Raw genomic sequence first — 26682 nt, forward strand, 5'->3', positions numbered from 1 at the left:
CTGTTTCCCATATGCCGCAAGTCGTCAATTCGGCAGTCGAGGCGAGGTTGAAACCGGCTGCAGGTCCGCTGTATTGGCCTGTGACATCGGAAAGAGCTTGGACAGAACGGACTGCTTCGTTCCAAACATGTGCATCCGCCCTTCCTTCATCATCAGCACGAAATCCACAGTGGTGAGAATGTTCGGACGGTGCGCGACGATCGCCACGATGCCGCGGCGCGCCTTGATTGCGAGGATCGCCTCGGCGAGCGCCCTTTCGCCTTCCATGTCGAGATTGGAGTTGGGCTCGTCGAGGACGACCATGAACGGATTTCCATAGAGTGCCCGTGCCAAGGCAACGCGCTGGCGCTGCCCGGCTGACAGCGCGGTCCCGCCCTCTCCGATCTGCGTCTCGTAGCCATTCGGAAAACCGATGATTAGCTCATGGACGCCCGCCGCGCGGGCGGCGGCGACAATGGCCCGCGGGTCCGATCCAGGATCGAAGCGGGCGATGTTGGCGGCAACCGTTCCAGCGAACAGTTCGACGTCCTGCGGAAGGTAACCTATGTGGCGGCCAAGACGCTCCGACGACCACTGATCGAGCGCGGCACCATCAAGCTTGATACGCCCCGCCAGCGGTCGCCATGCGCCTACCAGCCCACGAGCCAGGCTGGATTTGCCGGAGCCACTTGGTCCGATGATGCCAAGCACCGAGCCGGCGTCCAGGCTGAAGTCCACACCTCGCACGATGATCCGTTGCACGCCTGGTGCACCGATCGTGATGTTCTCTATCGTCAAGTTCGAACCGGGCACCGGAAGTGCCATCGGCTGAGCGTCTTGCGGCAATCGGGCGAGCAACTGGCTCAGCCTGCTCCAGCTCTGGCGCGCGGCCACGAAGCTGCGCCAATGGGCGATGGCAAGATCGACAGGTGCAAGCGCACGGCCCGCGAGGATGGAGCCGGCGATGATGATCCCGGACGTCGCCTCGCCCTGGATCACCAGCCAGGCCCCTATACCAAGCATTGCCGACTGGAGCATCAGCCGCAAGGCGCGGGCGAAGCTGCCGAAGCCGCCTACGATATCGCTGACATGCTGCTGTTGCGTGAGATATTCGCGGCTCGCCTCCCGCCAATGGTCGTGTAGGCGGCTGCCCATTCCCATTGCCGCGAGAACCTCCGCGTTGCGGCGACTGGCTTCGGCTAAGCCGTTGCGCTTCACGCCCGTCGAAACCGCGGCGCCCATTGGTTTGCGCGTGAAGACCTCGGTCGCCGCCGTCAGCGCCACCAACACGATTGCACCGCAAATCGCCGCAATTCCGAGGGTCGGATGAAGGCTCCATATGATTGCCAGATAAAAGGGCATCCACGGAAAGTCGAAGAGTGTGCTTGGCCCCGGGCTCGACAGAAACACGCGGATGTTGTCGAGATCGCGTTGCGGCTGCAGCCCATCGCCCTGGTGGCCGATGTACAAGGGCAGCCTTGACACGGCTGTGAATACGCGTCCCCCGACCGTTTCGTCCAGTTCTCCACCGATCCTGGTCATAATGCGGCTGCGCACGAGATCGATGACCGCCTGCCCGACAAACAGAACGCCGGCCAATATCGCCATGGCTACCAGAGTCGGAACGCTGCGGCTTGGCAGTACGCGATCGTAGACCTGCAACATGAACATCGCTCCGGTCAGCATGAGGATGTTGCTCACGCCGCTAAAAACCGCGACTCCCGCGAATGCTGCCTTGCAGGAACGCAACGCACAGGCCAGTTCCGAACCAGGCGCCGGCTGGATGTCTCTTGCCGAGGGGCTGGCGCCGGCGTTCGTGGACGCGCTTGGCAAGCCGCCCCTTCGCCTTGCCTTGCGGGCGGCTGCGAGCAGCAGCAAGCCCACCGCCGCGAACGCCAGCCAAACCGGAAGAGCGTCTGGACCAGCCAGCAAGACCAGTGGATCGGAGAAGTATCCCCGGTCCACCACGAAATCGGTCCACGGTCGCGGCAGCCAGTTGCGGCCGAGGTCAACGTGGCGCCGCAGAAATGCAGCTCCCGCAAGCGCAAGAGCGAGGAGGAGCAGGATTGCACCTGGAATGCGCGATCGGATGATGGCGCGGTGGCGCGGGGCGTAACGCACCGTCGTCTTGCGGCGCGCCGTTGCACGGAGGAGATTGAGCCGCCTCTGCTCCGCTTTGGCTTGGGAATTCGCCCGGCGGAAGCGATTTCCCACCACTGTCAGTGCTGGCCCAAGGCTCATGTCAAACCCCTGAGGTGCCAAGGTCGGACTATCTCAGGCCGTTCAAGGCACAACGAACCCAAGAGCGTTGCGAAGCAACGATCGCGGCCCTGAAGCAAAGCTTTGCTCGAGGAAGTGGGCATATTCGTGCTATTGGCCGACAATGCTTGGCTGGAGGCCCTCCGCATTTGGGCTCCCCATTGTTCCGGAAGTGTCCGGCGCGTAGAACCCTTTGTTGGCCGCGATCGAAACCTCGATGACATCGCCAGCTAGAACTTCCGTATTTTCATTGGCGATGATGTCGTGGGCGACTTTCCGGTCGCGCCTGAAGATCGAGATCTTCACGGAGCCTTGCAAGTCGTCGAAGGTCCGCTGTTCGCCATATGTAAATATAAAGAGAAGCTTGTCGGCGACATACCTTATTTGGCTTTGAATTTTCCCCAGCTCGACCTGCGTGTCTTGGGTCTGCGAGATCAAGTCCATTTCATAACTCTGCTTCTTTTTTCGAAGCTCGCTTTCAGCGGTCAGCATCGCCTGCTGCGCCTGCTCCTGCTGCAGCTCGGTCTGCGAAAGTTCGGCGCGATAGCTGGTATGTGCTCGTTCGGCCGTCATGACATTCGAATTGGTGACCAGGCCTTTTTCCCGCAATGACCGGGCAGACTGCAGTTCCTCGAGTTGAATGTCCGCGGTCTTTTCTCGTTCCTTTCGAGTGGCAGCGACCATATCCGCTTCCTTCCTGGCCCGCTCCAACGAGACATCAAGGTAGGAAATGTCGTCCCGATATGCGGCGAGGCGGGCGTCCAACTGCGCCTGTTCAGACGCTACGATGTCGTCAATCAAGTGTCCGCCAAACTCGACAGGCGGATCGGGCGGAGCAACGAAAGATTTGTCCTGGCGGCTTTCCGCCTGGAGCCGGGCGAGCCGAACCTTTAGGCGATATTCCTCGATCGCCAGACCTGCCCGCGCGCTGCGCAGATCAGCTATTTGCAAGGCCGGCTCCGTGTTTCCCACGGCGGTAGCCCGAAAGCCACCTGCTATAGCCAGTGCATGACGAACCGTTATTCCGGGTTGAAACGGGTACGATCCGGGATGAGCCACCGTTCCGGAAATAAAGAATGGCCGGTACTGACCGATCTCCACTTTCACGAAAGGATCGAGGATGAGCTTCTGCTCCTGAAATGCACGCTGAATGGCCTTCGAAAGGACAACGCTGGTGAGGCCGCGCGCCTGAACATCGCCCAACATGGGAAGCGATATCGAACCGCGATCATCGACCACGACTTCCAGCGGATAGGATGGCTCGCCAATCACGGATACACGCAGGACGTCACCGGTGTCGAACGTATAGCCGTCCGCACGGGATGCATCTGCGGTGAGCAGAACAATGGCAATGGCCAGACCGCCAATCATTGCGAGCGTGCGGCTGGCCGGAAAAAGCCGTCGGACCCAATCCTCCATTAGCGAAGGCCCGGAAGGAAAGTGCTGGTCTGCACGCAAACGCATCGTCGTACTCCGTTGTCTTGCCTGCGGTCAGGACCAATCGACATTCGTCGGACGGAGCGTGACAGCAAGGTAGGGTTCGAGCAGTAAGCCTTGAAAATCCGGACTCCGTCGAAGGAGAAAAGGGATCAAAATCCGGGCAGTCCTAAAGGTTGCTTGGCGAGGCCGTCGCGAATTCGCGGGTCGTTTGGCCTTCCTGCTGAAAGGGTTGACTCGAGAGCGGATTGATAGATCAGCTCGACCCTATCGCACATTGTATCCAACCCCCAGGATGCCAGGTCGGTGAGTTTCGCGCTCTCAGCCAATCGAGCGCGGTAGTGTTCATTTTGGAGAAGGTCGGCGATCGCCGCCGCCGCGGCGCCAACGTCTTCTGCCGGCGTCACAATTCCATTCACGCCATGCTTTACAACCTCTTCCACTCCCGGCAGATGCGAGACCACACTGGCTCGACCGCCCGCCAGGTACTGCATCATGACGCGAGGCAGTCCTTCTCGCATCGAGGTCAGCACACACACGTCCGCCAGACTGATCAGTCGCTCGGGCTCGCTATGGTAGCCGATCATGCGAACGTTGTTTGCGTACGGGGATCGTGCAATCGCCGACTCAATAGCGGATCGCGCCGGCCCCTCGCCGGCCAAGAGCAGCCGCACGTTCGGAACTCGGTCGACGACCTGCCCAAATGCTTCAATGAACTCTATATGGCGTTTTCGCGGTTCCAGCGCGGCCAGCATCAGGATCACCGGTGGCTTAGGCTCTCCGACAGCCGTCCCCAGGAGCAGATGCGATTGCTGTGGCCATTGCGCGTTCGCGAAGCGCTTCAGATCGAAGCCGGAGTGGACGACGTGGTGCTGATCGGCGCTACCCAAATGATTGGCGATGCAAATGTCACGCATAGCCTGGCTGACATCGATGAAAGCCTGTGTACACTTCGCGGCCAGGCGTTCGGCAGCCAGGTACATCAGCCTCTGCGCATTGCCCACATGCACGAAGGGCAAAATGTGCACGCCATGTATGATGCAGGGGATATTGGCTTCCCTTGCAGCGAGGCGGCCGACGATGCCGGCCTTGCTTTGATGGGTGTGCACGATGTCAGGCCGCCAGTCGCGCATAAGGCGCGTGAGTTGGCCAAATGCAGAAATGTCACGGGATGGCGAAATCGAGTTGATGAGCCGCTCAAGAGTCTCAACCCGAACGGCTTCGGCAACTGACATCCGCAAATTCGGATCGTACTCCTCGCCGTGAACCAAACGCACTTCGTGGCCGTGCCGCGCCTGAGCGAGACAGCAGGCCAATGTGTTCTCTTCGGAACCTCCCCGAAGAAGTCGGGTGAGCACATGGAGGATTTTCATTTGCCAATACCTTAGGGGACATGAAATCCAGGGCGGCGCATTCGAGCGCAAAATCGAATTTCACGCGGCCGCATCGACGTCCGACAGCGACCGCGGCGCCGGCACTTCTGCGCTGTTCGCCGCTGGCCGGTCATGCTTGAACTGTTCGGCGCCGGGCAAGGCATGGAGCCAGGTCTCGCGTCTTGAGGTCCACAATTCATATTCGGGCACGAGATCGGTCGGCACGACGTCGAGGCTGCCGATCATCACCTCAGCCTCATTGTCGTCGACCCGGGCGACGCGGCCGCCGCAGGTCTGGCAGAAGCTGCGCGTGCCGTAGGAGCTGACGAGGCCCGTCTTTTCGAAGGCCTCGCGCGGCCAGATGGCAAAGGCCGAATAGGTCGAGCCGCCGGCCTTGCGGCAATCCTTGCAATGGCAAAGACCAATGCGGAGCGGCGGACCGCGGACCGAGAACTGCACGCCGCCGCACAGGCAACTGCCGGTCCTGCGTATGGTTTCGGACATGGCAACCTCCGTCATTGCGTGCTGTTGTGGGCCGGATGGGACAGGTGCTCGCCCCGAAACGGAGCCATATTCACTCGTTCAAGTCAGAGCCCCGTGCCGATCGTGGGATGAAACAGGCTCTATCGGCGCGCCGCTATCGAGCGCGAGCGTTCGGCGGCTTTCCCACGCCTCGCAGGGAACACCTGTCGTTTCGCGATGGCGGAAGGCCGCGCATCGGGGTCTGTTTGGATACTGGCCGATGAGCTGCCCGCCCTGCCTCTCACAAAGACAGCCAGATATGCCTGAACAGTTCCCGTCCGACCGCCTCGATGCCAGCGCTTGCGTCAACGGTTCGGATGTTCTTATCCTTGGCTCGCAACTCCGCCATCAGCGATAGCCGCGCGTCGAAGGCTTCTTTCCTGATTTCTCCCGGCTTTCGCTGCTCGGAGACGGCAAAATCTGAAACCAGGTGCAAAGTGAGGTGTGGCCGGCATTGTGCCATCTTTTGATAGAGCCTTTGCTCGAGGCGAGCGAGAACTGACAGGCCTGGGACGGAGAAGAGGTGCGGTGGGATGGTCGGCCCGTCCAGATATCCGCTACACAGCGCCTGCGGCCACCTGTCACAAATGACGATCAGGCCGCGCGTAGCCCATCGATGCGCACGTTTCACGACAGCGTATCGCTCAAACGCGATCAAAACTGCCCAGAATGCCAGCGCGGTAGCGGCGAGTCCTCCCTTCGACCAATTTCGGCTGACGGAGCTGTTGCCACCATCGTGCTGGGCCAACGACTTTAGGCGGCGTCTGTAGGGAAAAACCAGAGTCTGCAACGCCTTGCGGAGCCACCACCCATTGCCGTCTCCGATTCCGACATAGGCTTGCGCACACCCGAATTTCCATCGAAATATCCGTGTCAGCCGATCAGCTTGAGTGCTCTTTCCCATGCCATCAGGACCGACGAGCGCCACTACAAAGCCACCAGCCGCAGGCCGTCTCTTTGGTGGGAATGTGCCGGGCATCAGGCGCTGAAGGGCCCTCAACGCCAGATATGAGGTCTTGCGGGCCAGGTGAACAACGGCATCGGCGATCCCGTAACCTCCTGCAAAACCGCAGGCTTCACGGATTGAACGCCGGAGCCTGGCAACATCCCTGCGGTTTGCCATCAAACCGTCGACGCTTTGCAGAAACCTGCAGCTCGCCAGTCTGCTGCCGCCAAGCGTGTATTCCGCGACATCCAGGCCTTGCTGGCCTGACGGCAGTGGCGGGCGCGCAAACTGGTCCCTCCAATCACCACCAACGGTGATCCACTGTCGCCAAGGCAATGCCCAGGTCCGGAAGGCGAAGCGGGCAATGGCTATTCGAATCTCGTCCTCGGGGGAGACGACCGGAATAGACACCCCATCCACACAAATTGAATCCCATCGTGTAATCGCCGCATAGTCGAATACCGGATATCGCTTGCGGAATTCCCAGCCGACACGGATCCCGATATGCATGTCGAGATGGAGATAGCGGCCATTTGGAAAGTCAGGCAGGAACCAGTCCTCCCGGCCGGCACAGACATTGTCGTAGCAAGACAGGCTGACGCCGCGACGACCGTGCAGCTTGCTCACGATCGAACAGAAGACCGGGTAGTCGTGCTTGTCCAAAAGGAGATCCAGATCGTCGCGGCCCGCAAGTCCGCTTTGCAGGGACGCGAGATCCTGAATTATTCCGTACTTCAGGCCGCTCTCATTGAATGCTCGAAACAGTTCGGTGGCTGTCGGAAGGGCCGGGACTGTTTCGAGGGGCAGCAAGGCGGCGCTTGCGTCGGTTTGAGAAACACCGACATCTGCTTTGTTGATCGACGGGCTCGCCCCAACCGCCCTGGCTGGCGCTGGAACGTTCACCCCCGGCGTCAACGCTTCGACCACCATGCTTGCCTTGGCTTTTGGAACCCAGCGCCGATATTGTTGCGGCTGCAGGCCGTCCCTAGGCTCTCCAGGATCCGCCGGACAGTAGCTTCCGGGTTTGGATTTACGTGAAGGTTGCAAGGGGTTCCCCTGGTTGATCGCGTCGAGCGTCATTCGCTCATCGTCGCCGGTCATCGTATCGGCAGCCTATTGGCGCTGATTTCGTTGAGACGCAGCCCCCGATGTTTTCGGTGCCGGGCTGCAGCCTCGGACGTCGCCTTGCAAGCTGCCGCATCGAGGGTGAATTGGGTGGCCAACTCATCCTTCCTTCGCCGGATAGTTTCGGCATCGTCCGAGAAAAAAATATCATACGAGAAATAACGGATAGAATTCAGGATATAATCGAAAGTTTATCTCGGTCGATCGTGATTTGAATCGAACGGTTCATTATATCAAGAAGAATTTTTACCGCTCCAGCACTTCCGACATGATCAAGAACGCCAAGCTGCTCCGAAAACGGCCCGTCTATGACTCTAACTCTTTGACCTGGCCTCAATAAGATATCGGGGTGCAAAATTCCGTCCTCGTCGGTTGCGGCTATCAAGGACTCGATCACACCGTATGGTGCCGGGACCGGCATCCCTTTGCTCATGACAAGTTTTCGCACGCCGACGGTTGAGTTGATCGGGTACCAACTCTGCTGAGCAGCCAGCGAGACGAACAGATAGCAGTCGAAATACGCACTTGCGACGTTTCTGACAATGCGAGCGTGGCGAACGGTTCGCCTTCGCTTGGGCAGGTATGTTCGGAAGTTCTGCGATAGCAGGTGCCGCTCCGCCAAGCTCTCGGAATGTTGGTGCGTCTGGATCACGTACCAACGCGTAGGGTCCCCGCCGTAAGTTTTTCCTACCGGGAAGCGATCCTGGTATAATTCAGCGTGCTGCATGGCGAAATATTTCTCTAGTTGAGATAGTAACTGTCCGAAACACTACTTTCGATGGACGTGTAGCGGCCATATTTTGGCAACTTTGGTTCGTCCACCATTGTCAAGGCGATGCCGGCAATCTTCGACCGACCGCCAAGGTGTCGAATCCCTTCTGCAACGGCCTCGCGCGAAGTTTCGCGCCACTTCACGACAAAGAGGACCTTGTCGACATACCGCGCCAGGATCGTGGCGTCGGCCGCGGCTCCAACAGGTGGTGCGTCAATGATCACCGTGTCGAACTTTCCGCGAAGCTCTTCGAAAACCGAGCGCATCCGCGCCGAAGCAAGAAGGGCAGGCGGGTTCCGGGTCCTTGCGCCGGCAGGGAGTAGGGATATCCCCGAGCGTTCGTCCCGATGAATTGCGTTTGCTGCCTTCACCGGCAATGTCAGAAGGTCGACCAGCCCGACCTTGTCTACCATGCCGAAGAAGGCCGTGGTGGCCGAAAGCCGCAAGTCCGCATCGACGACCAGAACCCGTTCGCCGTCGGCCGCTGCGGAGCAGGCCAAGCTCAATACCAAGGTTGTCTTTCCTTCGCCGGGCATCGCCGATGTCACCAGCATAAGGCGCGGCAAGCGGGCCTGTTCGGGCGTCGCATCGATGCCCAGGCGGAGCCGCCGCACGGCTTCGCTAAACCTGGATAGTGGTCTGCGCTCGAGATAGGCCACAGGTTGGGCTTGGGAATGGGCGTCTCTCGACCAGCCCGCCATCCGTGGGATGGATGCAAGAACCGGAACGGACAGCTCTTCCTCTATCTGCTTCTTTGCCATGAAGCCGGAAGCGAAAAGTTCACGAAGAACTGCCCCTGCCCCCCCGACGAAGAAGCCGAGCACAAGTCCCAACGCCGCGAATAGAGGCCTGTTCGGAAAGCTTGGCGAACCCGGAACAACCGCATCGGTTATCACGCGTACGCCGCTGTTCAGCAGGGTAGACTTCTCCTCGGTGAGCTTGGCGCGTGAAAGGAATGTCTCAAACAGCTCCTTGTTCGCGGCGGCAATCCTTTCCAGGTCGCGCAACTGCACGCCAACCTGACCTTCGACTTCGGATCGGTTGGATACCGAATTCAAGGCTCGGCTGAGAGAAGCTTCCCGGGCCTCGGCAGCGTCCACTTCATTCTTCAGATTGCCGATGAGACGCTGGACTTCGGCGGTAATCTGCCCCTCGATGTCGCGGCGCTCGGCTTGCGCCGCCAGGACATCCGGATGCCGATCGCCGTATTTCAATTTGAGGTCGGCTTCCCGCCGTGTCACTCCAGCGATCTGGGCCCGAAGCGCGCTGATAACTACGGACTGCAAGACGTCCGGCATCGACTGGATGTCGCCTCCGCTGGTCAGCAATTTGTCAACTTGTTGATATTGCGCCCGTTTCTCCGACAATTCGGCGCGTGCAGTAATTAATGCGACATTCAATTCAGACAGCTGCTGGTCAGTCAAACTGCCTGCTGGCGTCGCCAATAGATTGTGATCGATCCGAAACTTCTGGACGGCTTGTTCCGAAAGGCTCAATTCCGCTCGCAGAGATGTGGCCCGCTCACTGAGCCATGTGGACGCTTTCTTGGCCCCTTCGTAGCGGGACCTTACTCGATCAGCGAGGTAGGCCTGGGAGATTGCGTTCGCCAGCGATGCTGCTTTCCCCGGGTCATAGGCGGTCACCGAGATCTCGATAACATCCGCCAATCCAACGCGCGAAACTCCAAGGGCGTTCTGTAGCCATATTAATGCCCCCGGTCCGATCTTTGGGTCTTCCGTCAGCTTTTCACTGTCGACCACCTTCTGAAGGAGCGAGGTGGATCTCAGGACCGCAATCTGACTTTCGATAAATGTTGAATTGTCGGCAAAATCAGAATTCGAATAATCCTGCGGAGTCATATAGTCTATCGGGGCGTCAAGTAACACTTGTGCGACGCCCGTGTAGGATGGTGGAAGGAGATAGGCGGCGGCGACAAATGCGGCGAAGGTGAGCGCAGCAATGCTGCACACCAGCTTCCAGCGGCGGAGAAAGAAATCAAGAATCTCCCGCACGTCGAGCGGCAGTAATTCTCTGGTCATGGTCGGACTGTCAATTGAACTTGCCATTTCCGAATCCTTGCAATCAACAGCACAACTCCCGCCCCTCCAGCGTCGGCTGAATTTGCTTCACTTCAAAGTAGTTCGGGCAGTTGCGTGTAAGCGCTCAGAGCGCGTGAAATGTAAGGGTTCGCGTCCCGCCATCCGGCATGTGCAGTCGCTCTTTTCCCGCCCACCGAGCGATCGCGTCGCCGGTCAGTTGGAAACATAACAGCTTCGCGGATATCCCCGCCATTACCATTATTGAGTAGTAAATCGGCTAAAGGTTGATCTGGTCTACCCGACAAGCCTTCCAGACCTTTAGGATGTCGCCGGGACCATAGATCGCGCTTCCGCAAGGTCTAAGGCGCCGCAGCGTCCAGGGCGCGCAGGAGAGCCTGCACTTCCTGACGACAACAAAGCAGCCGGCCGTGTCTTGCTTGAGGTTGATATGGATATTCTCAGCGAAATCGTTCCGGGGTTTTTAGATTGGGTGATCAACAGACCGGCAGCCATTCTTATGCTGTCCGCAACCTGGCCGTTGATGCTTCCTATGAAGAAAGACAGGTTGCTGGGCTATGGAGCTCCTGCCGTTTTTATTGGAGCTGGTACTTTAATTGTGTTCGGCATCGAAACTCCCGTAGGAGCAGTCATTGTCGTACTTGCCTACAGTTTGCTGGTTTCAGTCGCCCTGTTTTCCACCCGCAGGCGTCTTAGCCAAATCGAGGATCGTCTTGCATCGGTCATATCCGCAATCGATGACCTGGAAGTTGCCGAGGAAAGACGGCAGACTTACAATGCCAGGCGTCCCTCGCGGCTTTACCCGCGCCGAAAACCGGCAGCCAGCACAATGGAGCAAGTCGTTACAGCAGGTGCAACGGAGAGTCCCGGAAGCACGGCGCAGGCGATCCCCAGTCCGCCTTGGCAAGAGTTGCAACCGCCCGATCCGCCAGTGGGATCCGCGCTTCCGGCATCAACGCGACCAGCAGGACCCGACGTGCTTTCTGAAGGGCATCGAACGCGGCTGCTTTCAAGTTGAGCAGCTCTGCTTGGCGAGGGTTTTCAACCAAAGAAGGGACGTGAAAGTAGCCGTGATGGTCCGCCGGGGCGCAGCAGCCAAAGGACAAGTTCGACTGGCGGCGTTGAATGCCGGCAGGCCACGGGAACTTGCTGAAGCCCATCCAGTAAAGTGGGCTGAGAACCTTCTGCATGGTACAAGTACCCCCAAGGTGGTAGGGTAGCATCCCATGGCGGTAGGCCGCGACGCCATTTGGATGAAAAGATAGGCGGAACGTTTGTGTAATTAATGGGTTGAAGCTGCAGATTGATCGGAGGGACGATCGCGGAGTGGGGTAATCAAGACAAATGGGCTTATCAAAGCAGGCTCTTGAATTGGAGAGGCGACCCGCGCTTGCCGACGCGAGTTGGGAAAGGACAATCTCAGTATTGCCGGGGGCTTTGCGCCGCCTCTATCCGGCGAACACCACGATTGCACGCGAGCATCAGGCCAAATCCTCCATCCTGGTTATGACTGCGGGTTGGGCGGCATTCGGCAAAACGTTGCGGAATGGCTCGCGTCTCATCGTTGATTTCGCGCTTCCTCACGAAATTGCCTTGATCGAGTTCTCCGGCGAAGGGGGCGAGACGGCAACTGCGCTCTCCGATGTAACCGCGATCGAGCTGACCGGTCCTGTCCATACTTGTTTTTCGCGCTACCCGCAGTCCATTTGCGAGGCTATCCTGCTGGCTGAGGTAAGGCGGTACGCAAGGGTTGCGGAACATCTGGCAGGAGTCAGCAGACGGGGACCTGTCGAACGCACGGCGCATCTTCTTCTCGAACTGGGCTGCCGGGCACATCGATCGCCAACGAGTTATCCGGACCGCTTTGAATGCCCGCTGACCCAAGCCGAGATGGCCGACGCGTTGGGGCTTTCGGCTGTGCATGTAAGTCGCGTGTTGAAGGATTTGCGGGAAAGTGGACTGGCTTCATTCCGCAATGGTGTGGTCGAGTTGCATGACCACGCGGAACTTATAAAAACGGCCGGATTTGATCGGTCTTACATTTCGAGCTGACATCAAGCTTAGTTCTGGTCTCAACCGCAACTGGCGCTTCCTCGCGGGTATGTGCTTCGGTGCCCCGGACTCTCTTGCTAGAGCGGGATGGAGTCGTGAGATTCGCAAATCACCTTTGCTCTGATTCAACATTCATACTGGAGGAGGCCAGTCGGGATGGCAGGATATTCGATGGATTTTCGCGGGCGGGTTGTTGCCGCGGTCAAGATGGAAGGGCTGTCGCGGCGCCGCCACGGCGCGCTTTAGCGTCAGCTACAGCGGGGCCATAGCGTGGCTAATAGCGTGTCGAAGAGACTGGCAGTGCGGCGCCTCGCCAGGTCCGCGGCTACAAACCGAAGAAACTCTCGGGAGTGTGGCCCAACAGCTTGATCGAGCGCTTTCACGACCGGGCTTCACCTTGCGCGGCCTTGTGGCCGAGCTGGTCTGAAGGTCGACTACCGATTGGTATGGGAGTTCGTGCATGCCGAGAAGCTCACTCACAAAAAAGACGCTGATCGCCAACGGACAGAATCGCCCCGATGTCGCACGACGGCGGCTGCAGTGGATGAAATATCGGGGCCGGATCGATCCACGCGACGGGTCTTCATTGATGAGACCTGGACCAAGACCAACAGTCGCCGCTCAGGGGCTGGGCGCTGGCGGCCCAGCGCATCGAGGCCAAAGCGAACGTCGCCGCTAACCAAAGCGTAGGCAAAATGGCCGGTGCGGCGGGCAGCCCTCCGGGGACGTGAGGACCGCACCGGCCACTGCGGCGGGCTTAAGTACGCACCCGCACCGGTCAATTTACAGGGGACATTAGGTAATGCGCAATTAATCCTATCGGTGGTGCCAGTGTAGCGCCGATGTCAGGATTGTTCGGTCGTTGGCCGGTAAGGGAAAAATGCGCTCTTAAGCAACGGCTGTTACTTGAAGTTGGTTTTCGTCTTCCGCTTCGCCGATACCTTCTTGATTTAACCGGCCTTGCTGGCGAGACCACTTTGTCTTTGCTATCGCCGATTCGTGGCGGCTTTTGGCGAGCCGGAGCTTTTCGAGAACCAGATCGTCCCGATGTTACTCGCTATCTAGTTCTTTTGCCTTCTAAGTTCATCCAAGTAGTGGAATGGACTGAACGTCATAGGAGGTTGTAGCGTTCTTTTTTTGGACACGATGGCTCGGGGATGTCGTATGACGATATTATTAGAAATCAAAGATTTATTGGAGGTCATGGCGTACCGGCTAACCATCAGGACGCTCGACCACGCCTATAACATCGACCTGACAAATGCTTGCACGCCTGCGGAGCGGGAAAAGGCCGAGTACCGACATTATTGGGAAACGTTATTATATTATGAACAGATTGCGGAGATAAAAACCCGGCGACTGATCCGGAAGGCGGAGCGTCTTAATCTCCCGGTTGGCTACGCGGACGACAACAGTCCAACGTGGAGAAAATCGTCTCAGCTTGACAGCTGGATACTGACGCCACTTGGTTGCTCTGAAGTCCAAAATATGATCCGTCAAGAATGCAAAGACCGCCGAGAGCGCGCCACGACCTGGACAAGCGTGATCATCGGCCCACTCGGCCGGCTAGTATCTGGTTGGCTGGTTGCGCGCGAGCACTAGTCGCGCACGCTTCTTAGCCGACGTCCACCCTCGGTCCGGATAATCGCCTTCGGTTGCGAATTGGAACTCGCCAGGTCTCCCCTTTGCCAAAGGAGAGCAAGGGTGGTTGTGGCTCGGGGTGCCTCGATCGTCGCATCGACAGCTAGGATCTCCTCGTCGCAGACAGGGCTGCATGGGAGCGCCTGGTCGAAGTCTATCCCAAGCCGATTTCCAAAGAGTCGTAACCTCTGTGCAGATCTACTAGATCGGCGCTATCCGTCGCTATTTTTGATCGCTGTTAGTGGCAACTGGAACACCAGCGGTGACGCGCTCGCGCTTCGTAGTGCCATGTGCGATCGCATGGGCGATCAAATGATGTACACGTCATGATAGGTCAGGGCCGCCCCGGCCTGTAGGTGGGCGATTTCCACCTGAGGGGCCGATCTCGAGCCATCGGGGTCATAGTACAGGATGCCCGTGGTCCGGTCGTAGAGCAGGTAGTCGTTATGGCTGGTGGCGTGTTCGCGCAACTCGAAATACGACGAGTTCACCTGCGTCGGGCTGGACAAGGAACCGGGGCCGAGGCTGGTGAAGACGGCATTGTCGAGATAGAGCGCGTCGTCCGCTGCGTGGAAGTCCGGGAGCCTATCGACATTGCCAGGGCCATAGGCCGTGTCAAACACGAAGGTGTCCTTGCCGGCGCCTCCGTGGAGCACGTCGTTGCCACCTCGGCCCCACAGTATGTCGTTACCAGCCAGGGCATCATAGTTATCGGCCGCGCCAGTGCCGACAAAAGTGTCGTTCCCGGTAGTTCCCTTGGTCGGGTCGGTCGGCGGTGTCGGTGGCTGGTCGATCCCGTCATGGGCCGCATGCCAGACCGCCTTGGCATTGGCCCAGTAATCGCGGGCCGCCTGGCCTTGAAGGACCGTCCAGCCGGCGGGCGGCATTGGATAATCGGACGGCAGCGGCGTGTCAGAGAGGTTGAGGTAGTAATTGCCGTGCGACTCGACCGTCTTGTCCCAGGCGTGCTGCAGCCGCCCCATGCCGTTGTGGTGCACGTCGGTGATCGCCACCACGCAGTCGATGAAGTGCAGGCTTGGCGAGATATCGTTAGCGCCTGTGCCGTTGTCGAGTTTGAACGGCGAGCCGTGGGTCATCTCGCCTTTGCGAAGGTATTCTTTCATGCCCAGAAGCATGCCATCCATGATGACCGTGTTGTTATGCCCATTCACTTCACCGTCACCAAGGCTCACTCCGGAAAACACGTTGTCAAACAGGGAATCCTTGATCGTGCCACTGATGACGTCATCGTCCTCGACCGCGTCGTCTCGGGAGTAGCCGACATAGCTGTCCTCGATGACGAAGTGGCCAGTGCCGCCGACACGAATGCCATCCCAGGGCTGGGTAACCGTCCAATCGTCGATGACAAAGTTGTGGGCTGAATTTATACGGACTGCGGCGGAGTTGACGTAAATGTTCTCCCAGTCGCCGGTTTGGGAGACGGTGCCGTTGATCGTGCCGCCAAAAACCAGGAGGTTGTCGCCGGGGTCGACGATCGAGAAGGGATAGCGGTTGATGGGGCTTCCCTGATTGGCGACGATCCACGAGGCGTCGGTGGCATCGATAATGGTGTCGGCGGGCAGGCCGGATGCCTTATACTGGGTGTAGCCATAATCGCCGCTTAAGACAATGGTACTTGCCTGGGCCATGGTTGGCCACCTTTCACACCCCCGCCCTTTCCGCCAAGTGCCTGAAGCCGGAAAGGCCTCCATTCATCAGAACGCCCGTCAGCGGTATCGTGCAAATCACAAAATGTAACAGGTCCCGCACGGTGGCTCGTGCCGGAGAGGCGTCTGAAACCCGCCCCGGTCACGTTGCTCGAATGGTTGCGCTACAACGTCGAGTAGGCGACGGCTTGCCCCAGCGAAAGGCTAACACTGGTGACATCCCAGTTGTCACGCGATCGCGGAAGCCAACCGGCCATGCCAGCAGACTGTTAGGCCGCGGCACCTGCATCAGGATGACGGTCCCGACGAAAGCAGAGTAGAGGGCTAGGTTCAATCAACCAGCGGGTGGTTCTGCTCGTCGTCGCCCGGCTCGGGCTGGCGTGATTGAGGATCGATCGCCCGAGCGCATCTCGATCACGCGATACCGCCTGCAGTCCGGCATGTCAGCGATCAATGACCTAATAGGGACAAAGACAATCGAGTGGGAGTGAACAGTTGAGGACATCAGCTAGCCATTAAAGCTGCGCCCATCCGCTTGGAATTCGACACGATCCACGCGCGCAGTTCCGGGCCGAAGGGCTTTTCCAGAGCTGCACGGTCCCAGGCAAGGAAATAGGCCTGAGACAATTTGAGCCGTTGATTGAAAGGTACGATGAGGCGGCCGGATGCGATATCCTCGGCGGCCATTGATAGCTGCGCCAGCACAACGCCTCTTCCATTCGTCGCGGCATCGATAGCGGCGCTCGACAAGGAGAAGGCGACTTCACCTGAAGCCTTTTGGTACATCGCTCCGATGCTTGCTGCCCATTCCGTCCAACTGGGCGGTGAGCGGTGGTCGCGAGCCCATTCGATGCTGAGGAGTGGCAGGTCGAGAATGTCGGCGGGTTTGCGCACCGGGTGCCTTGCCAGCAGCGCCGGTGAGCATGCCGGCACCACCCAATCCGTGAACAGTTCGATATAGTGGTTGAAATCGCGATACTTCTCGCCGTACGAAATGCGGAAGTCGACCCCTTCAGTATCCAATCGGGGTTCCGTCTCCGCGCCGACCAGACGTACCGTCGCGCCCGGGTGTGCAATCTGCCAATCCAGCAATTGCGGGCCGATCCATTTGCTGGCCAGCGATGGCAGGCAGGAGATTGTCAGCGTGTTCGCGGACTGGGCGCGATCGATGATGTCTTGAGCCGCACGAATCTGGTCGAATCCGAGGGAAACCGCCGCGTGATACACACGTCCCAGCGCTGTGAGGGCGACGCTTCTGCCGCGCCGTTCCAGCAGCCTGACCTCGAGGGCCTCTTCCGCTTTGCGTATCTGCTGACTGACCGCGCCAACGGAGACGCCAAGCTCGGTCGCGGCCGCCGTCATACTGCCGCGTCTGCCGAAGGCCTCGAAGGCCTGTATCGCACGCAGCGGCGGCGTCTTGTTCACCTGGGCAAGGATCCTGGGGTCAGCTTGATTTAGTTTTTCTAAAATAGAACGCAGATGCAAGCCCTATGTCGTCCAGGATCCGCAAGATATTCGTTTGGGGGTTCACAAGCTGGGAGGACGCCATGTTTCTTCGAAACTGCTGGTACGTTGCCGCGTGGGACCATGAGGTCGCCGACCGGCTGGTGTCGACCCGGATTCTTGGCGAGGATATCGTCCTCTACCGCCGGACCGATGGCGTGGTAGCGGCGCTCGAAGACGCCTGTCCGCATCGCAAGCTGCCGCTGTCCATGGGTCGCATAAAGGGCGACACGGTCGAGTGCGGCTATCACGGCCTGACCTTCGACAGCACGGGGACCTGCACGCGGGTGCCGGGCGCGGAAAAGATACCTCATGTCGCCTGTGTCCGTTCCTATCCGATTGCCGAGCGCTACGGCTTGCTCTGGATCTGGATGGGCGAGGCGGCAAAGGCCGATCCCGACCTGATTTTCGCTGTCGATCACTGGGGCGACCCGGCATGGGGCGTCAACCGCGGCGAGTCGATGGCGCTCGATTGCAACTATCTCTACATGACCGATAACCTGCTCGACCCCTCGCATGTGTCCTGGGTCCATCAGTCCTCCTTCGGTGGTGTCCAGGCCATGGAGGATGCGCCGCTCGAAACCACCGTGGGCGAAGACGGCGTAACGGTATGGCGCTGGGTGGTCGATGCCGCACCGGCGCCCTTCTATGCACCCTTCCTCAAATTCTCCGGCAATTGCGACCGCAAGCAGCACTACGAGGTGCGTTACCCGTCCAACGCTATCATCAAGGCGATCTTCGTGCCGGCACGCACCGGCGGCGAAGGCAAGCCGCTGCACGAGGACGTGTTCCTCATGGACAGTTACAATTTCATGACGCCTGTCGATGAGAACCAGACGAAATATTACTGGTTCCAGATGCGCAATTTCGCTCCCGACGATCTGGAGGTGTCGCGCCGGTTCGCCACCTCCGTGCGCGGCGCTTTCGACGAGGACCGCACCGTGCTCAACGCGGTGCACAAGGGCATGGCCAACAAGCGCACGCCCAATCTCGATCTCAAGATCGATGTCGGGCCGCTGCGTTTTCGCCGCAACCTGGCCAAGCTGATCGCCAGCGAGAGCCAGCAATTGGCGGCCGCCGAATGAACGCATTCACCGCTCGCGGCACCATCGCAAGAAGCGGGTTTCGCGACCTGAGGGTGGTTGCGAAGGTGCGCGAAAGCGCCATCATCACGTCGTTCCACATGGAACCGGTCAATCCACTGGACTGGCGCGATTTCGAGCCGGGCCAGTTCCTGGTGTTCAAGATACCCGTGCCGCACGCGGCAGGCGAAAAGGGATATGTGCTGCGCAACTATAGCGTCTCCTGTTCTCCGGCCAGCAAGGGTCGCTACCGGATCAGCGTGAAGCGGGAAGCAGCATCCGCGCCTGGCCTGCCTGATGGGATAAGCTCATGCTTCCTGCATGACCGGATCGACGTCGGTGACGTCCTTCAGGCGGAAGGGCCGCGCGGCGATTTCGTGCTCGACAAGGCGAGCAGCCGTCCGGTCGTGCTGCTCAGCGGCGGCGTCGGGCTGACGCCGATGGTGTCGATGCTGCATGCGCTGGCTTCGATGCCGGACCGCCGTGCCCTCTTCGTCCACGCTTGCGAGAATGGCGACGTGCATGCCTTGAGCGACGAGGTGAGCGGCCTTGTCGCGACACGGCCCGGCCTGACCGCCCACTACTGCTATCGGTCTCCGTCCGAACGCGACAAAGCCAAGCAGCACTTCCACAGCGAAGGCATGATTTCGCGGGACGTGCTGCAACGCCTGCTGCCGATCGACGACTATGATTTCTATCTCTGTGGTCCGCCGCCGTTCATGCAGGCGATTTACGCCATGTTGCGAGCGCTTGGCGTGCCGAAGCACCGCATTGCCTACGAATTTTTCGGTCCGTCGACGGTGCTTGAGCCTGATGCATTTCGGACCTCGGCGGTTGTTGCGCAGCCGGCAAGGATCGTGCCGACAGACGAGGCGACGACCGTGAAGTTCCGAAAATCGGGACTCAAGGCCATCTGGGACGGCTCCGCCGCATCGCTGCTCGACTTTGCCGAGGATCACGGTCTGAAACCGGAATTCAGCTGCCGGTCGGGCATCTGTGGCACATGCAAGTCGCGGCTGGTCTCGGGTGACGTCGCCTATTTCGAAGAACCGCTGGACGAGCTTGGGGCAGGCGAAGTGCTGCTGTGCTGCTCCAGGCCGAGCGGATCAATCGTCCTGGATATTTGACAAGATCGCGATGCCGCGTATGGGCGCGGGGAAACGGAAGTCGGAATTTGGAACAGTCGGTCAAACCAGTGTCGAGCCTGCCGCTCAATCCGCATATCGCCGCCTTGCCGCCCTACAATGCCGGCATGAACATAGCGATGGCGCGGGCGCTGAGTGGCCGCCAAGACATCGCCCGGCTGGCCAGCAATGAGAACCCGGACGGCTGTTCTCCCGCCGTCATGGCCGCATTGGCTTCGTCATCGTTCGAACCATGGCGCTATGCCGATCCGGCTTGCACGGCGCTGCGGGCAGTGCTTGGCGAAAGACTGGCGGTCGATCCCGGCCTGATCGTTGCCGGCAACGGCTCCGAGGAGATGATCGCCGCCATCTCGCGCGCCGTCCTGGTGCCGGGCGCCTCCGTCGTCACCACGGTGCCGAGCTTCGGCCTGCATGAGATAGAGCCGCTGGCAGTGGGGGCTGATGTCGTCAAGGTTGCGATGACGCCTGGAATGGGCTTCGACCTTGCCGCGCTGGAAACGGCGATCGCCGCCAGGCCACGGATCGTTTTCATATCCTCGCCATGGAACCCGGTCGGACCCGGTCTCGACCATTCCGGCTTGCAACGGCTGATCGGCGCCGTGCGGCCAGGCACGCTTCTTGTCCTCGACGAAGCCTATTTCGAATTTGCCGATCCAGGTGCGCCCGACGGCATCGAGGTTCTGCGCGGTCACGGCATCGACCATGTGGTGCTGCGGACGTTTTCGAAGGCGTATGGGCTGGCGGGGCTGCGCGTCGGCTATGCCGTCTGTTCGAGCCTCGAACTGGCACGGGTGATCGCCGCTGCCAAGACGCCATTCAACGTCAACGCAGCGGCACAGACCGCCGCGATCGCGGCACTCGCCGACGAAAGCTGGATGAAGGCGTCGGCGAGCCGGGTCAGGGCCGAGCGCGTGCGCACAGCCACCGCTCTTGTTGGCCTTGGTTTCCGGGTTGCGCCGTCGCAGACAAACTTCCTGTTCTTCGACTGCAAGGGTGATAGTTCGAGCCTCGCCGCCGATCTTCTGAAGCAGGGGATTATCGTCAAGGCGTGGCGAGAAGCCGGCTACGAACGCTATCTGCGTGCCACCATCGGCTTGCCGGCGGACAATGACCGGCTGATTGCGGCACTTCAGGAATTGGTGGGACGATGACCGGCCTCGCGCCCCAAGGGCAAACGAACTGGATCGACCAGGCGGTGCCGTTGTCGTTTGTCGACGCGCTCCGCGATGTCGTCGGCGCTTCGAATGTGCGCACCGGAGAGGATACCGAGGCGATCGACCTTGGCTCGAATGGCGCGAATTGTGGCGCCGGCATCGTCGTTGCGCCTTTATCGACCGGTGAAGTCGCGGCGGTGGCGCGCATCTGTCACCAGAACGGGATCGCGATCGTGCCGCAAGGTGGAAAGACCGGCCTGGTCGGCGGCAGTGTTTCGCGGCCAGGCGAGATCGTCCTTTCGATGACGCGCATGAACCGCATCGAGCGGCTTGATCCTGTCGAGCGGGTGGCCGTCGTCGACGCCGGCGTTACTCTTGAAGCGCTGCAAGAGGCCGCGCGCGAACACCGGCTGGAACCGGGCATCGATCTTGCCGCGCGCGGCTCGGCAACGATCGGCGGCATGGTGTCCACCAATGCGGGCGGCGTGATGGCCTTTCGCAACGGCGTGATGCGCCACCGCGTGCTTGGCCTCGAGGCCGTTCTGGCCGACGGATCGGTCTATTCCGATCTCACCCGGGTGGTGAAGAATTCGGCCGGCTATGATCTGAAACATCTCTTCATCGGCGCCGAGGGCACGCTCGGCATCGTCACCCGCGTGGTCGTCAAGCTCGACCCTTCGCCGCTAGCCAGCGCCACCGCGCTTTTCGGGCTGCCATCGGTCGAGGCTGCTCTGCGGACCATTCGCCTGGCTCTTGAATCGGAGGCCGGGCATCTGCGCGCGGCCGAGGCGATGTGGACCTCGTATTTCGGTCTGGCCGCCGCCGCGCATGGATGGTCCGAACCAGGCGTGCCGCTCGACCAGCCGCTGTTCTTGCTGCTGTCGCTTGGCGGCGCGCGCGAAGAGGCGCTGCGCGAGGATTTCGAGCGGATTTATTCGGAAGTAATGGAGCGCTATCCCGAAGCGACCGGCATCATCGCCGGCTCGCGGCGGCAAGAGGACGACCTGTGGCGGCTGCGCGAGGACACCAGCGTGCTCTATCGCGCCCATCCCGATGCGCCTTCTTTCGACGTGTCGGTGCCATTGTCGGAAATTCCAGCATATCTCGACAGAATCCTGCCTAAGCTCGCTGCGATCGAACCCGGTCTGGCTCCCTATATCTTCGGACATCTGGCCGATGGGAACCTGCATATCATCCTCAACCGCCGGGGTCCGCTGGCGCCCGAAATTGCCGAGGGTGTCGAGGGTGTCCTGTATCAACAGCTCCGGGAGATTGGCGGTTCCTTTTCCGCCGAGCACGGTGTTGGGTCGAAGCGCATCCATTCCCTGCTGGCGACAGCCGACCCGACGAAGCTCGCCGTGATGGAGCGGGTGAAACGAGTGCTGGACGATCAGTCGATCATGAACCCCGACAAGGTGCTTCCCCGCGATGCCTGGTTCGTTCGGTCTTCCAGGCCATCTCATTCCGGCAGCTTTAAGAACGTGAGCAACCTCACCGATGAGTAACCCCATGCCGGAATCACAGGGAATGAACGGATTGACCGCCAGCCGTCCATTGGGATCGACGAAGCGCCATGACGAGCTGGCCCCGGCCTATGCCTCTGATTTCGGCGCCTTGCGCCAGGAATTTCGCCAAGCGGCCGAGCGGGCGGGCGCGGAGCTGTCTGAATATGTTCATCCGCTGAACGGGCCCGATGGCGGGCCGCTGGCGACGGATGTGGCACTGCTTGGCCGTCGCGACGCGCGCAAGCTGATCGTGCTCATTTCCGGCACGCATGGTGTCGAGGGGCCGTTCGGCTCGACCTGCCAGACCGCCTGGCTCGGCCAGAAGAACCTGCGGCGCTTGCCTGACGACATGGCGATCCTTGCCATCCACCTCATCAATCCCTGGGGCACGGCGTGGTCGCGGCGCGTCAACGAAGACAATGTCGACCTCAACCGCAATTTCATCGACTGGTCGGCGGGCGCTCCGGTCAACAATGGCTATGCCGGCCTCCACGACGCCGTGGCATACCGCGAATGGGCAGGGCCGGACCGCACAGCGGCCGACGAGAAACTTGCCGCAGCGCGCAAGAGGCTTGGGCATGCCGGGCTGGCGGCGATCGTCGAGGCCGGCCAGTATGAATTCGCCGACGGGATGTTCTACGGCGGTGGCGGCCCGGTCTGGTCGAACAGGACGCTGAACGAGATCCTGAAGGCTTTTGCCGGCGCGGCGCGCCAGGTCATCGTTTTCGACCTGCATACGGGGGCGGGGCCTTACGGCTACCCGGCTCTGCTTTCGGTCGCGAGTTCCGAGCATGCTGGCCTTGCCTGGGGCAAATCCATCTTCGGGCCGGCGCTGTCGACCGTGCTGACCGGCCCGGGCGCCAAGACCGGCACCGGCATCGCTGCGACGGCGACCGGCTATGTCTCCGACGCCGTCCGCAAGGCAATGCCGGACGCGCGCGTGCTGCCGCTTGTCGTCGAATGCGGCACGCTGGACGGCCCCTCGGTCATGGAAGCGGTGCAAGCCGACAACTGGCTGCATCTGTTCGGGAAGCTCGATTCGCCGCTGGGCAAGCGAATCCGGGAGACGCTGCGCTCGGCCTTCATTCCCGATGATCCGGATTGGCAGCGCACTTGCCTGTCCAGCAGCCTGCGCTATTTCGACCGTGCACTGGCCGAGCTACAGACTGTCGAGGTAGCCCAGGACGAGGCCATAAGGCGCGAACAGACGCCGCCAACCGCTCCGGCCGCTGTGGCCGATCCGACGCCTGCTGACGAAGCGAAGATCACGACGCCGGCAGTGCAGATCGACGAGCTTCACAAGAGCTTCGGCTCGCTTCTGGTGTTGAAGGGCGTCAATCTCACCGCCCATGCCGGCGAAGTCATTTCCATGATTGGCTCGTCGGGTTCGGGCAAGAGCACGTTCCTGCGTTGCATCAATCTTCTGGAACAGCCGGATGGCGGCAAGGTCGCCATCGACGGCGAACTCATCAAGATGAAGCCGCTGTCGAACGGCCGTCTCGGGCCGGCCGACATGGCGCAGGTCGAACGCATCCGCGCCCGGGTCGGGATGGTGTTCCAGAACTTCAATCTGTGGCCGCACATGACGGTGGTGGAGAACATCATCGAAGCGCCCCGGCATGTGCTGAAGGAGCCTCGCGAGAAGGCCCTCGAACACGCGCATGCCCTGCTGAAGAAGGTCGGGCTCGCCGACAAGCATGCCCACTATCCCGGCCAGTTGTCCGGCGGCCAGCAGCAGCGGGCGGCGATTGCCCGCACGCTGGCGATGCGGCCCAAGGTCATCCTCTTCGACGAGCCGACATCGGCGCTCGACCCCGAGCTGGTCGGCGAGGTGCTGCGGGTGATCCGCCAACTGGCGGAGGAAGGCAACACCATGATCCTCGTGACGCATGAGATGCAGTTCGCGCGCGAGGTCTCCCACAAGGTTCTGTTTCTCCACCAGGGAAAGGTGGAGGAAGAGGGTGCGCCGGCGGAGCTGTTCGGCAGCCCGCGCTCGGAGCGTCTGCGCCAATTCCTGGCACGGACACTGTGAAGCAAGCCCTCGAAGCGTTCGGCTCGCACCGGACAACGGCAATGAAGATCAACAAGAAGGGGAACTGATATGAAACTGAAAGTCTTGACGCTTGTCGCCTGTCTGGCGGGAAGCATGGGCAGCGCATGGGCGGCCGAAGGCGAGCTGTCCATTGGTACGGAAGGCGCCTACCCGCCATGGAGCATGTCCGACGCCAACGGCAACGTCACCGGCTTCGACGCCGATGTCGGCGCATTGCTATGCACCAAACTTGGCGTGACCTGCCATTTCGTGGTGCAGGCCTTCGACGGGTTGATCCCGGCGCTGAAGGCCAAGCGCTTCGACGTCATCATCTCGGGCATGTCGATCACCGCCGATCGCAAGAAGGAGATCAACTTCAGCGTCGGCTATGCCGAACTGGCCAACATGTTCGTCGCGGCCAAGGGTTCTGATCTCGCCGCCATCACCGACGTCGACACGCTGCTGAAATCGCTCGATGGCAAGAAGGTCGGCGTGCAGGCTGGCACCACGCACGCGCATTTCCTCGAGAAGCGTGCGCCGAATGCCGACCTGAAAACCTACGACACGCTCGATCAGATGCAGATCGACCTGGCGAGCGGCCGTATCGACACGGCTTTCGCCGATCAATCCGCCTTGCAGGATTTTCTGGACAAGCCGGATGGCAAGAACTTCCAGCTGATAGGTGTTGAGATAAAGAGCACGTTCGACCCGACGCTTGGCGAAGGCATCGGCGTCGGCATCGCGCAGGACAACACCGAGCTCAAGGCCAAGATCGACAAGGCGCTTTGCGAGTTGATCGCCGACGGCTCGGTCGGCAAGGCCAGCCAGAAATGGTTCAAGACGGACATTTCCCGGCCCTGCAAATAACGCCTTGGAATTCTGGCATGCGCCCGGACAGCCGGGCGCATGCGTCTCATTGGCAAGACAGACTAGGGCAACTCAGATGGAATTCGGTCTCTGGCAAGTTTGGGAAGCGGGTTGGGTGACCGTCATCCTGCGTGGCGCGGCGATCACAATCCTTGTGGGTTTCGTCAGCATGGCGGCCGGTCTGGTGATCGGCATTGTCTGCGGGCTGATCAAATGGGCCCGGATATTTCCACTTTCGCTGGTGGTCGATGCTTATACGTCGCTTGTGCGTGGCGTGCCCGAACTGCTTATCATCTACCTGCTGTTTTTCAGTTCGGTTGAATTCGTGACCAAGGTCGTGACTGCCTTCGGCTATGCCGGAGTTGCGGAAAGCGGTTATGCGTTCGTCATCGCGGTCATCGCCATCGGCGCGATCTCCGGGGCCTATTCGACCGAGGTCGTGCGCGGGGCGCTCGGCGCCATCCCCAATGGGCATATCGAGGCAGCTCGAGCGCTCGGGCTGCCGGGCGCACGCATCTTCCGCCGCATCATCGCCCCGCAGATGCTGCGCATCGCCGTTCCCGGCATCAACAATGTCTGGCAGACGACGATCAAGGACACCGCTTTGGTTTCCGTGGTCGGCCTTCAGGAGTTGATGCGCATTTCCTTCATCGGCGCCAACTCCACCCGCCACCCGTTCATCTTCTACCTGATTGCGGCGGTGGTTTATCTCGCCATCACGCTTGTAAGCCAGGCCGGCTTCGACGGGATCGAACGCCTGCTCAGGCTACGGACGAGAAAAGCAGTATGATAGACCTCATCCAGCTTGCGGTTCCCGTTCTGCTCAAGGGCCTGTGGGTCACAGCCGCGCTGACCTTCGTTTCGGTGCTGATCGGCTTCAATCTGGGCCTCGGACTGGCGCTTATGCGGCTGTCGTCGAACTGGCTCCTGTCGGGCTTCGCCAAATATTACAGCAACGTCTTTCGCGGGACCCCGCTGCTGGTGCAGATCTTCCTATTTTACTACGGGCTCGGCCAGCTTTCGCTGATCAAGGACAACGCGGTTTTGTGGTGGGTGATCAGCGACGGATCGCGTTGCGCCGTCCTGGCACTCGCGCTGAATACGGCCGCCTACACATCCGAGATACTGCGCGGCGGATTGATATCGGTTCCGGTCGGTCTCGTCGAGGCGGCCCAGGCATGCGGCATGTCGCGCATGCTGCGGTTCCGCCGCATCGAGTTCCCGCTCGCCATCCGCCAGGCGCTGCCAGCATATGGCAATGAGCTTATCCTTGTGGTGAAGGGCACCAGCCTTGCCTCGACGATCACGGTGCTCGAAATCACCGGCTACGCCAAGCGGTTGATGAGCCAGACCTTCGCGATCTTCGAGATTTTCGCAATTGCTGGCGTGCTCTACCTCGTGATCAATCTGCTGCTGATCGCGATCATCCGATCCATCGAGCGTTCTCTGACCAGGCATGAGTCGTCCTCCAGCCAGAAATCGACCGCACTCAAATCGATCTGACGTCTCATGACGCTGTCTAAAGCTCATTCCTCGCGATCTGGCCGCCTTCATTAGCCTTGGC

General features: G+C 60.3%; 20 protein-coding genes and 1 pseudogene. 12 read left to right on the forward strand and 9 right to left on the reverse strand.

Annotated elements, in window-relative coordinates:
- Positions 1–24: 24 nt before the first annotated feature.
- The 7 genes from EN851_RS16910 to EN851_RS16940 all read right to left on the reverse strand — a co-directional run bounded on the left by EN851_RS16910 (position 25) and on the right by EN851_RS16940 (position 10479).
- Entirely contained in the window at positions 25–2220 is a 2196-nt protein-coding gene (locus EN851_RS16910; RefSeq protein WP_245520761.1) for a type I secretion system permease/ATPase, read from the reverse strand.
- A gap of 129 nt (positions 2221–2349) precedes the next feature.
- Complete coding sequence (locus tag EN851_RS16915; RefSeq protein WP_245464263.1) at positions 2350–3702, reverse strand: polysaccharide biosynthesis/export family protein; 1353 nt, start codon at positions 3700–3702, stop codon at positions 2350–2352.
- Positions 3703–3827: 125 nt separating this feature from the next.
- Positions 3828–5048: a glycosyltransferase gene (locus EN851_RS16920; protein WP_127276024.1), complete on the reverse strand. Its 1221-nt coding sequence runs from the start codon at positions 5046–5048 to the stop codon at positions 3828–3830.
- Between the two features lie 60 nt (positions 5049–5108).
- Positions 5109–5552 (reverse strand): GFA family protein, encoded by a 444-nt coding sequence (locus tag EN851_RS16925; protein WP_127276025.1) that lies wholly within the window; start codon positions 5550–5552, stop codon positions 5109–5111.
- Positions 5553–5811: 259 nt separating this feature from the next.
- Positions 5812–7617, reverse strand: coding sequence for a hypothetical protein (locus tag EN851_RS16930; RefSeq protein ID WP_245520762.1), 1806 nt, complete (start codon positions 7615–7617; stop codon positions 5812–5814).
- Positions 7618–7813: 196 nt separating this feature from the next.
- Positions 7814–8368: a transcription termination/antitermination NusG family protein gene (locus EN851_RS16935; protein WP_127276026.1), complete on the reverse strand. Its 555-nt coding sequence runs from the start codon at positions 8366–8368 to the stop codon at positions 7814–7816.
- Positions 8369–8382: 14 nt separating this feature from the next.
- A complete protein-coding gene (locus EN851_RS16940; RefSeq protein WP_127276027.1) occupies positions 8383–10479 on the reverse strand; it encodes a polysaccharide biosynthesis tyrosine autokinase in 2097 nt (698 codons plus the stop codon).
- A 406-nt stretch (positions 10480–10885) separates the two neighbouring features.
- Here EN851_RS16940 and EN851_RS16945 point away from each other — a divergent pair, with 406 nt between their 5' ends.
- The 4 genes and pseudogenes from EN851_RS16945 to EN851_RS16955 all read left to right on the forward strand — a co-directional run bounded on the left by EN851_RS16945 (position 10886) and on the right by EN851_RS16955 (position 14124).
- Positions 10886–11488: a hypothetical protein gene (locus EN851_RS16945; RefSeq protein ID WP_135929625.1), complete on the forward strand. Its 603-nt coding sequence runs from the start codon at positions 10886–10888 to the stop codon at positions 11486–11488.
- Positions 11489–11895: 407 nt separating this feature from the next.
- Positions 11896–12522 (forward strand): Crp/Fnr family transcriptional regulator, encoded by a 627-nt coding sequence (locus tag EN851_RS16950; RefSeq protein WP_189522182.1) that lies wholly within the window; start codon positions 11896–11898, stop codon positions 12520–12522.
- Positions 12523–12678: 156 nt separating this feature from the next.
- Positions 12679–13134 (forward strand): annotated as a pseudogene (locus EN851_RS37200) (IS630 family transposase); the annotation flags it as partial.
- A gap of 552 nt (positions 13135–13686) precedes the next feature.
- On the forward strand, positions 13687–14124 hold the full coding sequence (locus EN851_RS16955) for a hypothetical protein (protein WP_135929626.1): 438 nt from the start codon (positions 13687–13689) through the stop codon (positions 14122–14124).
- 347 nt (positions 14125–14471) lie between these two features.
- Here the strand turns inward: EN851_RS16955 and EN851_RS16960 are convergent, their stop codons facing one another.
- Positions 14472–15812 carry a calcium-binding protein gene (locus tag EN851_RS16960; protein ID WP_135929627.1) on the reverse strand — a complete coding sequence of 447 codons (1341 nt, stop codon included), beginning with the start codon at positions 15810–15812 and terminating at the stop codon, positions 14472–14474.
- 522 nt (positions 15813–16334) lie between these two features.
- Entirely contained in the window at positions 16335–17255 is a 921-nt protein-coding gene (locus EN851_RS16965; RefSeq protein WP_135884072.1) for a LysR substrate-binding domain-containing protein, read from the reverse strand.
- 122 nt (positions 17256–17377) lie between these two features.
- Between EN851_RS16965 and EN851_RS16970 the strand changes: the two genes are divergently transcribed.
- The 8 genes from EN851_RS16970 to EN851_RS17005 all read left to right on the forward strand — a co-directional run bounded on the left by EN851_RS16970 (position 17378) and on the right by EN851_RS17005 (position 26621).
- Positions 17378–18418 (forward strand): aromatic ring-hydroxylating dioxygenase subunit alpha, encoded by a 1041-nt coding sequence (locus tag EN851_RS16970; RefSeq protein ID WP_135929628.1) that lies wholly within the window; start codon positions 17378–17380, stop codon positions 18416–18418.
- Positions 18415–19542, forward strand: a complete 1128-nt coding sequence (locus tag EN851_RS16975) for a 2Fe-2S iron-sulfur cluster-binding protein (protein ID WP_135929629.1) — start codon at positions 18415–18417, stop codon at positions 19540–19542. The genes EN851_RS16970 and EN851_RS16975 overlap by 4 nt, the downstream gene beginning before the upstream one ends.
- Before the next feature lie 47 nt (positions 19543–19589).
- Positions 19590–20711: a histidinol-phosphate transaminase gene (hisC, locus tag EN851_RS16980; RefSeq protein ID WP_127873496.1), complete on the forward strand. Its 1122-nt coding sequence runs from the start codon at positions 19590–19592 to the stop codon at positions 20709–20711.
- Positions 20708–22219: an FAD-binding oxidoreductase gene (locus EN851_RS16985; RefSeq protein WP_135929630.1), complete on the forward strand. Its 1512-nt coding sequence runs from the start codon at positions 20708–20710 to the stop codon at positions 22217–22219. Before hisC ends, EN851_RS16985 begins: the two co-directional genes overlap by 4 nt.
- A gap of 22 nt (positions 22220–22241) precedes the next feature.
- Positions 22242–24251: a DUF2817 domain-containing protein gene (locus EN851_RS37700; RefSeq protein ID WP_135929631.1), complete on the forward strand. Its 2010-nt coding sequence runs from the start codon at positions 22242–22244 to the stop codon at positions 24249–24251.
- 69 nt (positions 24252–24320) lie between these two features.
- Positions 24321–25118: a transporter substrate-binding domain-containing protein gene (locus tag EN851_RS16995; protein WP_135929632.1), complete on the forward strand. Its 798-nt coding sequence runs from the start codon at positions 24321–24323 to the stop codon at positions 25116–25118.
- A 76-nt stretch (positions 25119–25194) separates the two neighbouring features.
- The gene (locus EN851_RS17000; protein WP_127276466.1) at positions 25195–25908 is read left to right on the forward strand and encodes an ABC transporter permease subunit; all 714 of its coding nucleotides are present in this window, start codon (positions 25195–25197) and stop codon (positions 25906–25908) included.
- A complete protein-coding gene (locus EN851_RS17005) occupies positions 25905–26621 on the forward strand; it encodes an ABC transporter permease (protein WP_135929633.1) in 717 nt (238 codons plus the stop codon). The genes EN851_RS17000 and EN851_RS17005 overlap by 4 nt, the downstream gene beginning before the upstream one ends.
- The last annotated feature ends 61 nt before the right edge of the window (positions 26622–26682 follow it).

Origin of the sequence: Mesorhizobium sp. M8A.F.Ca.ET.208.01.1.1 (assembly GCF_004791315.1) — a bacterium.
Classification (GTDB): domain Bacteria; phylum Pseudomonadota; class Alphaproteobacteria; order Rhizobiales; family Rhizobiaceae; genus Mesorhizobium.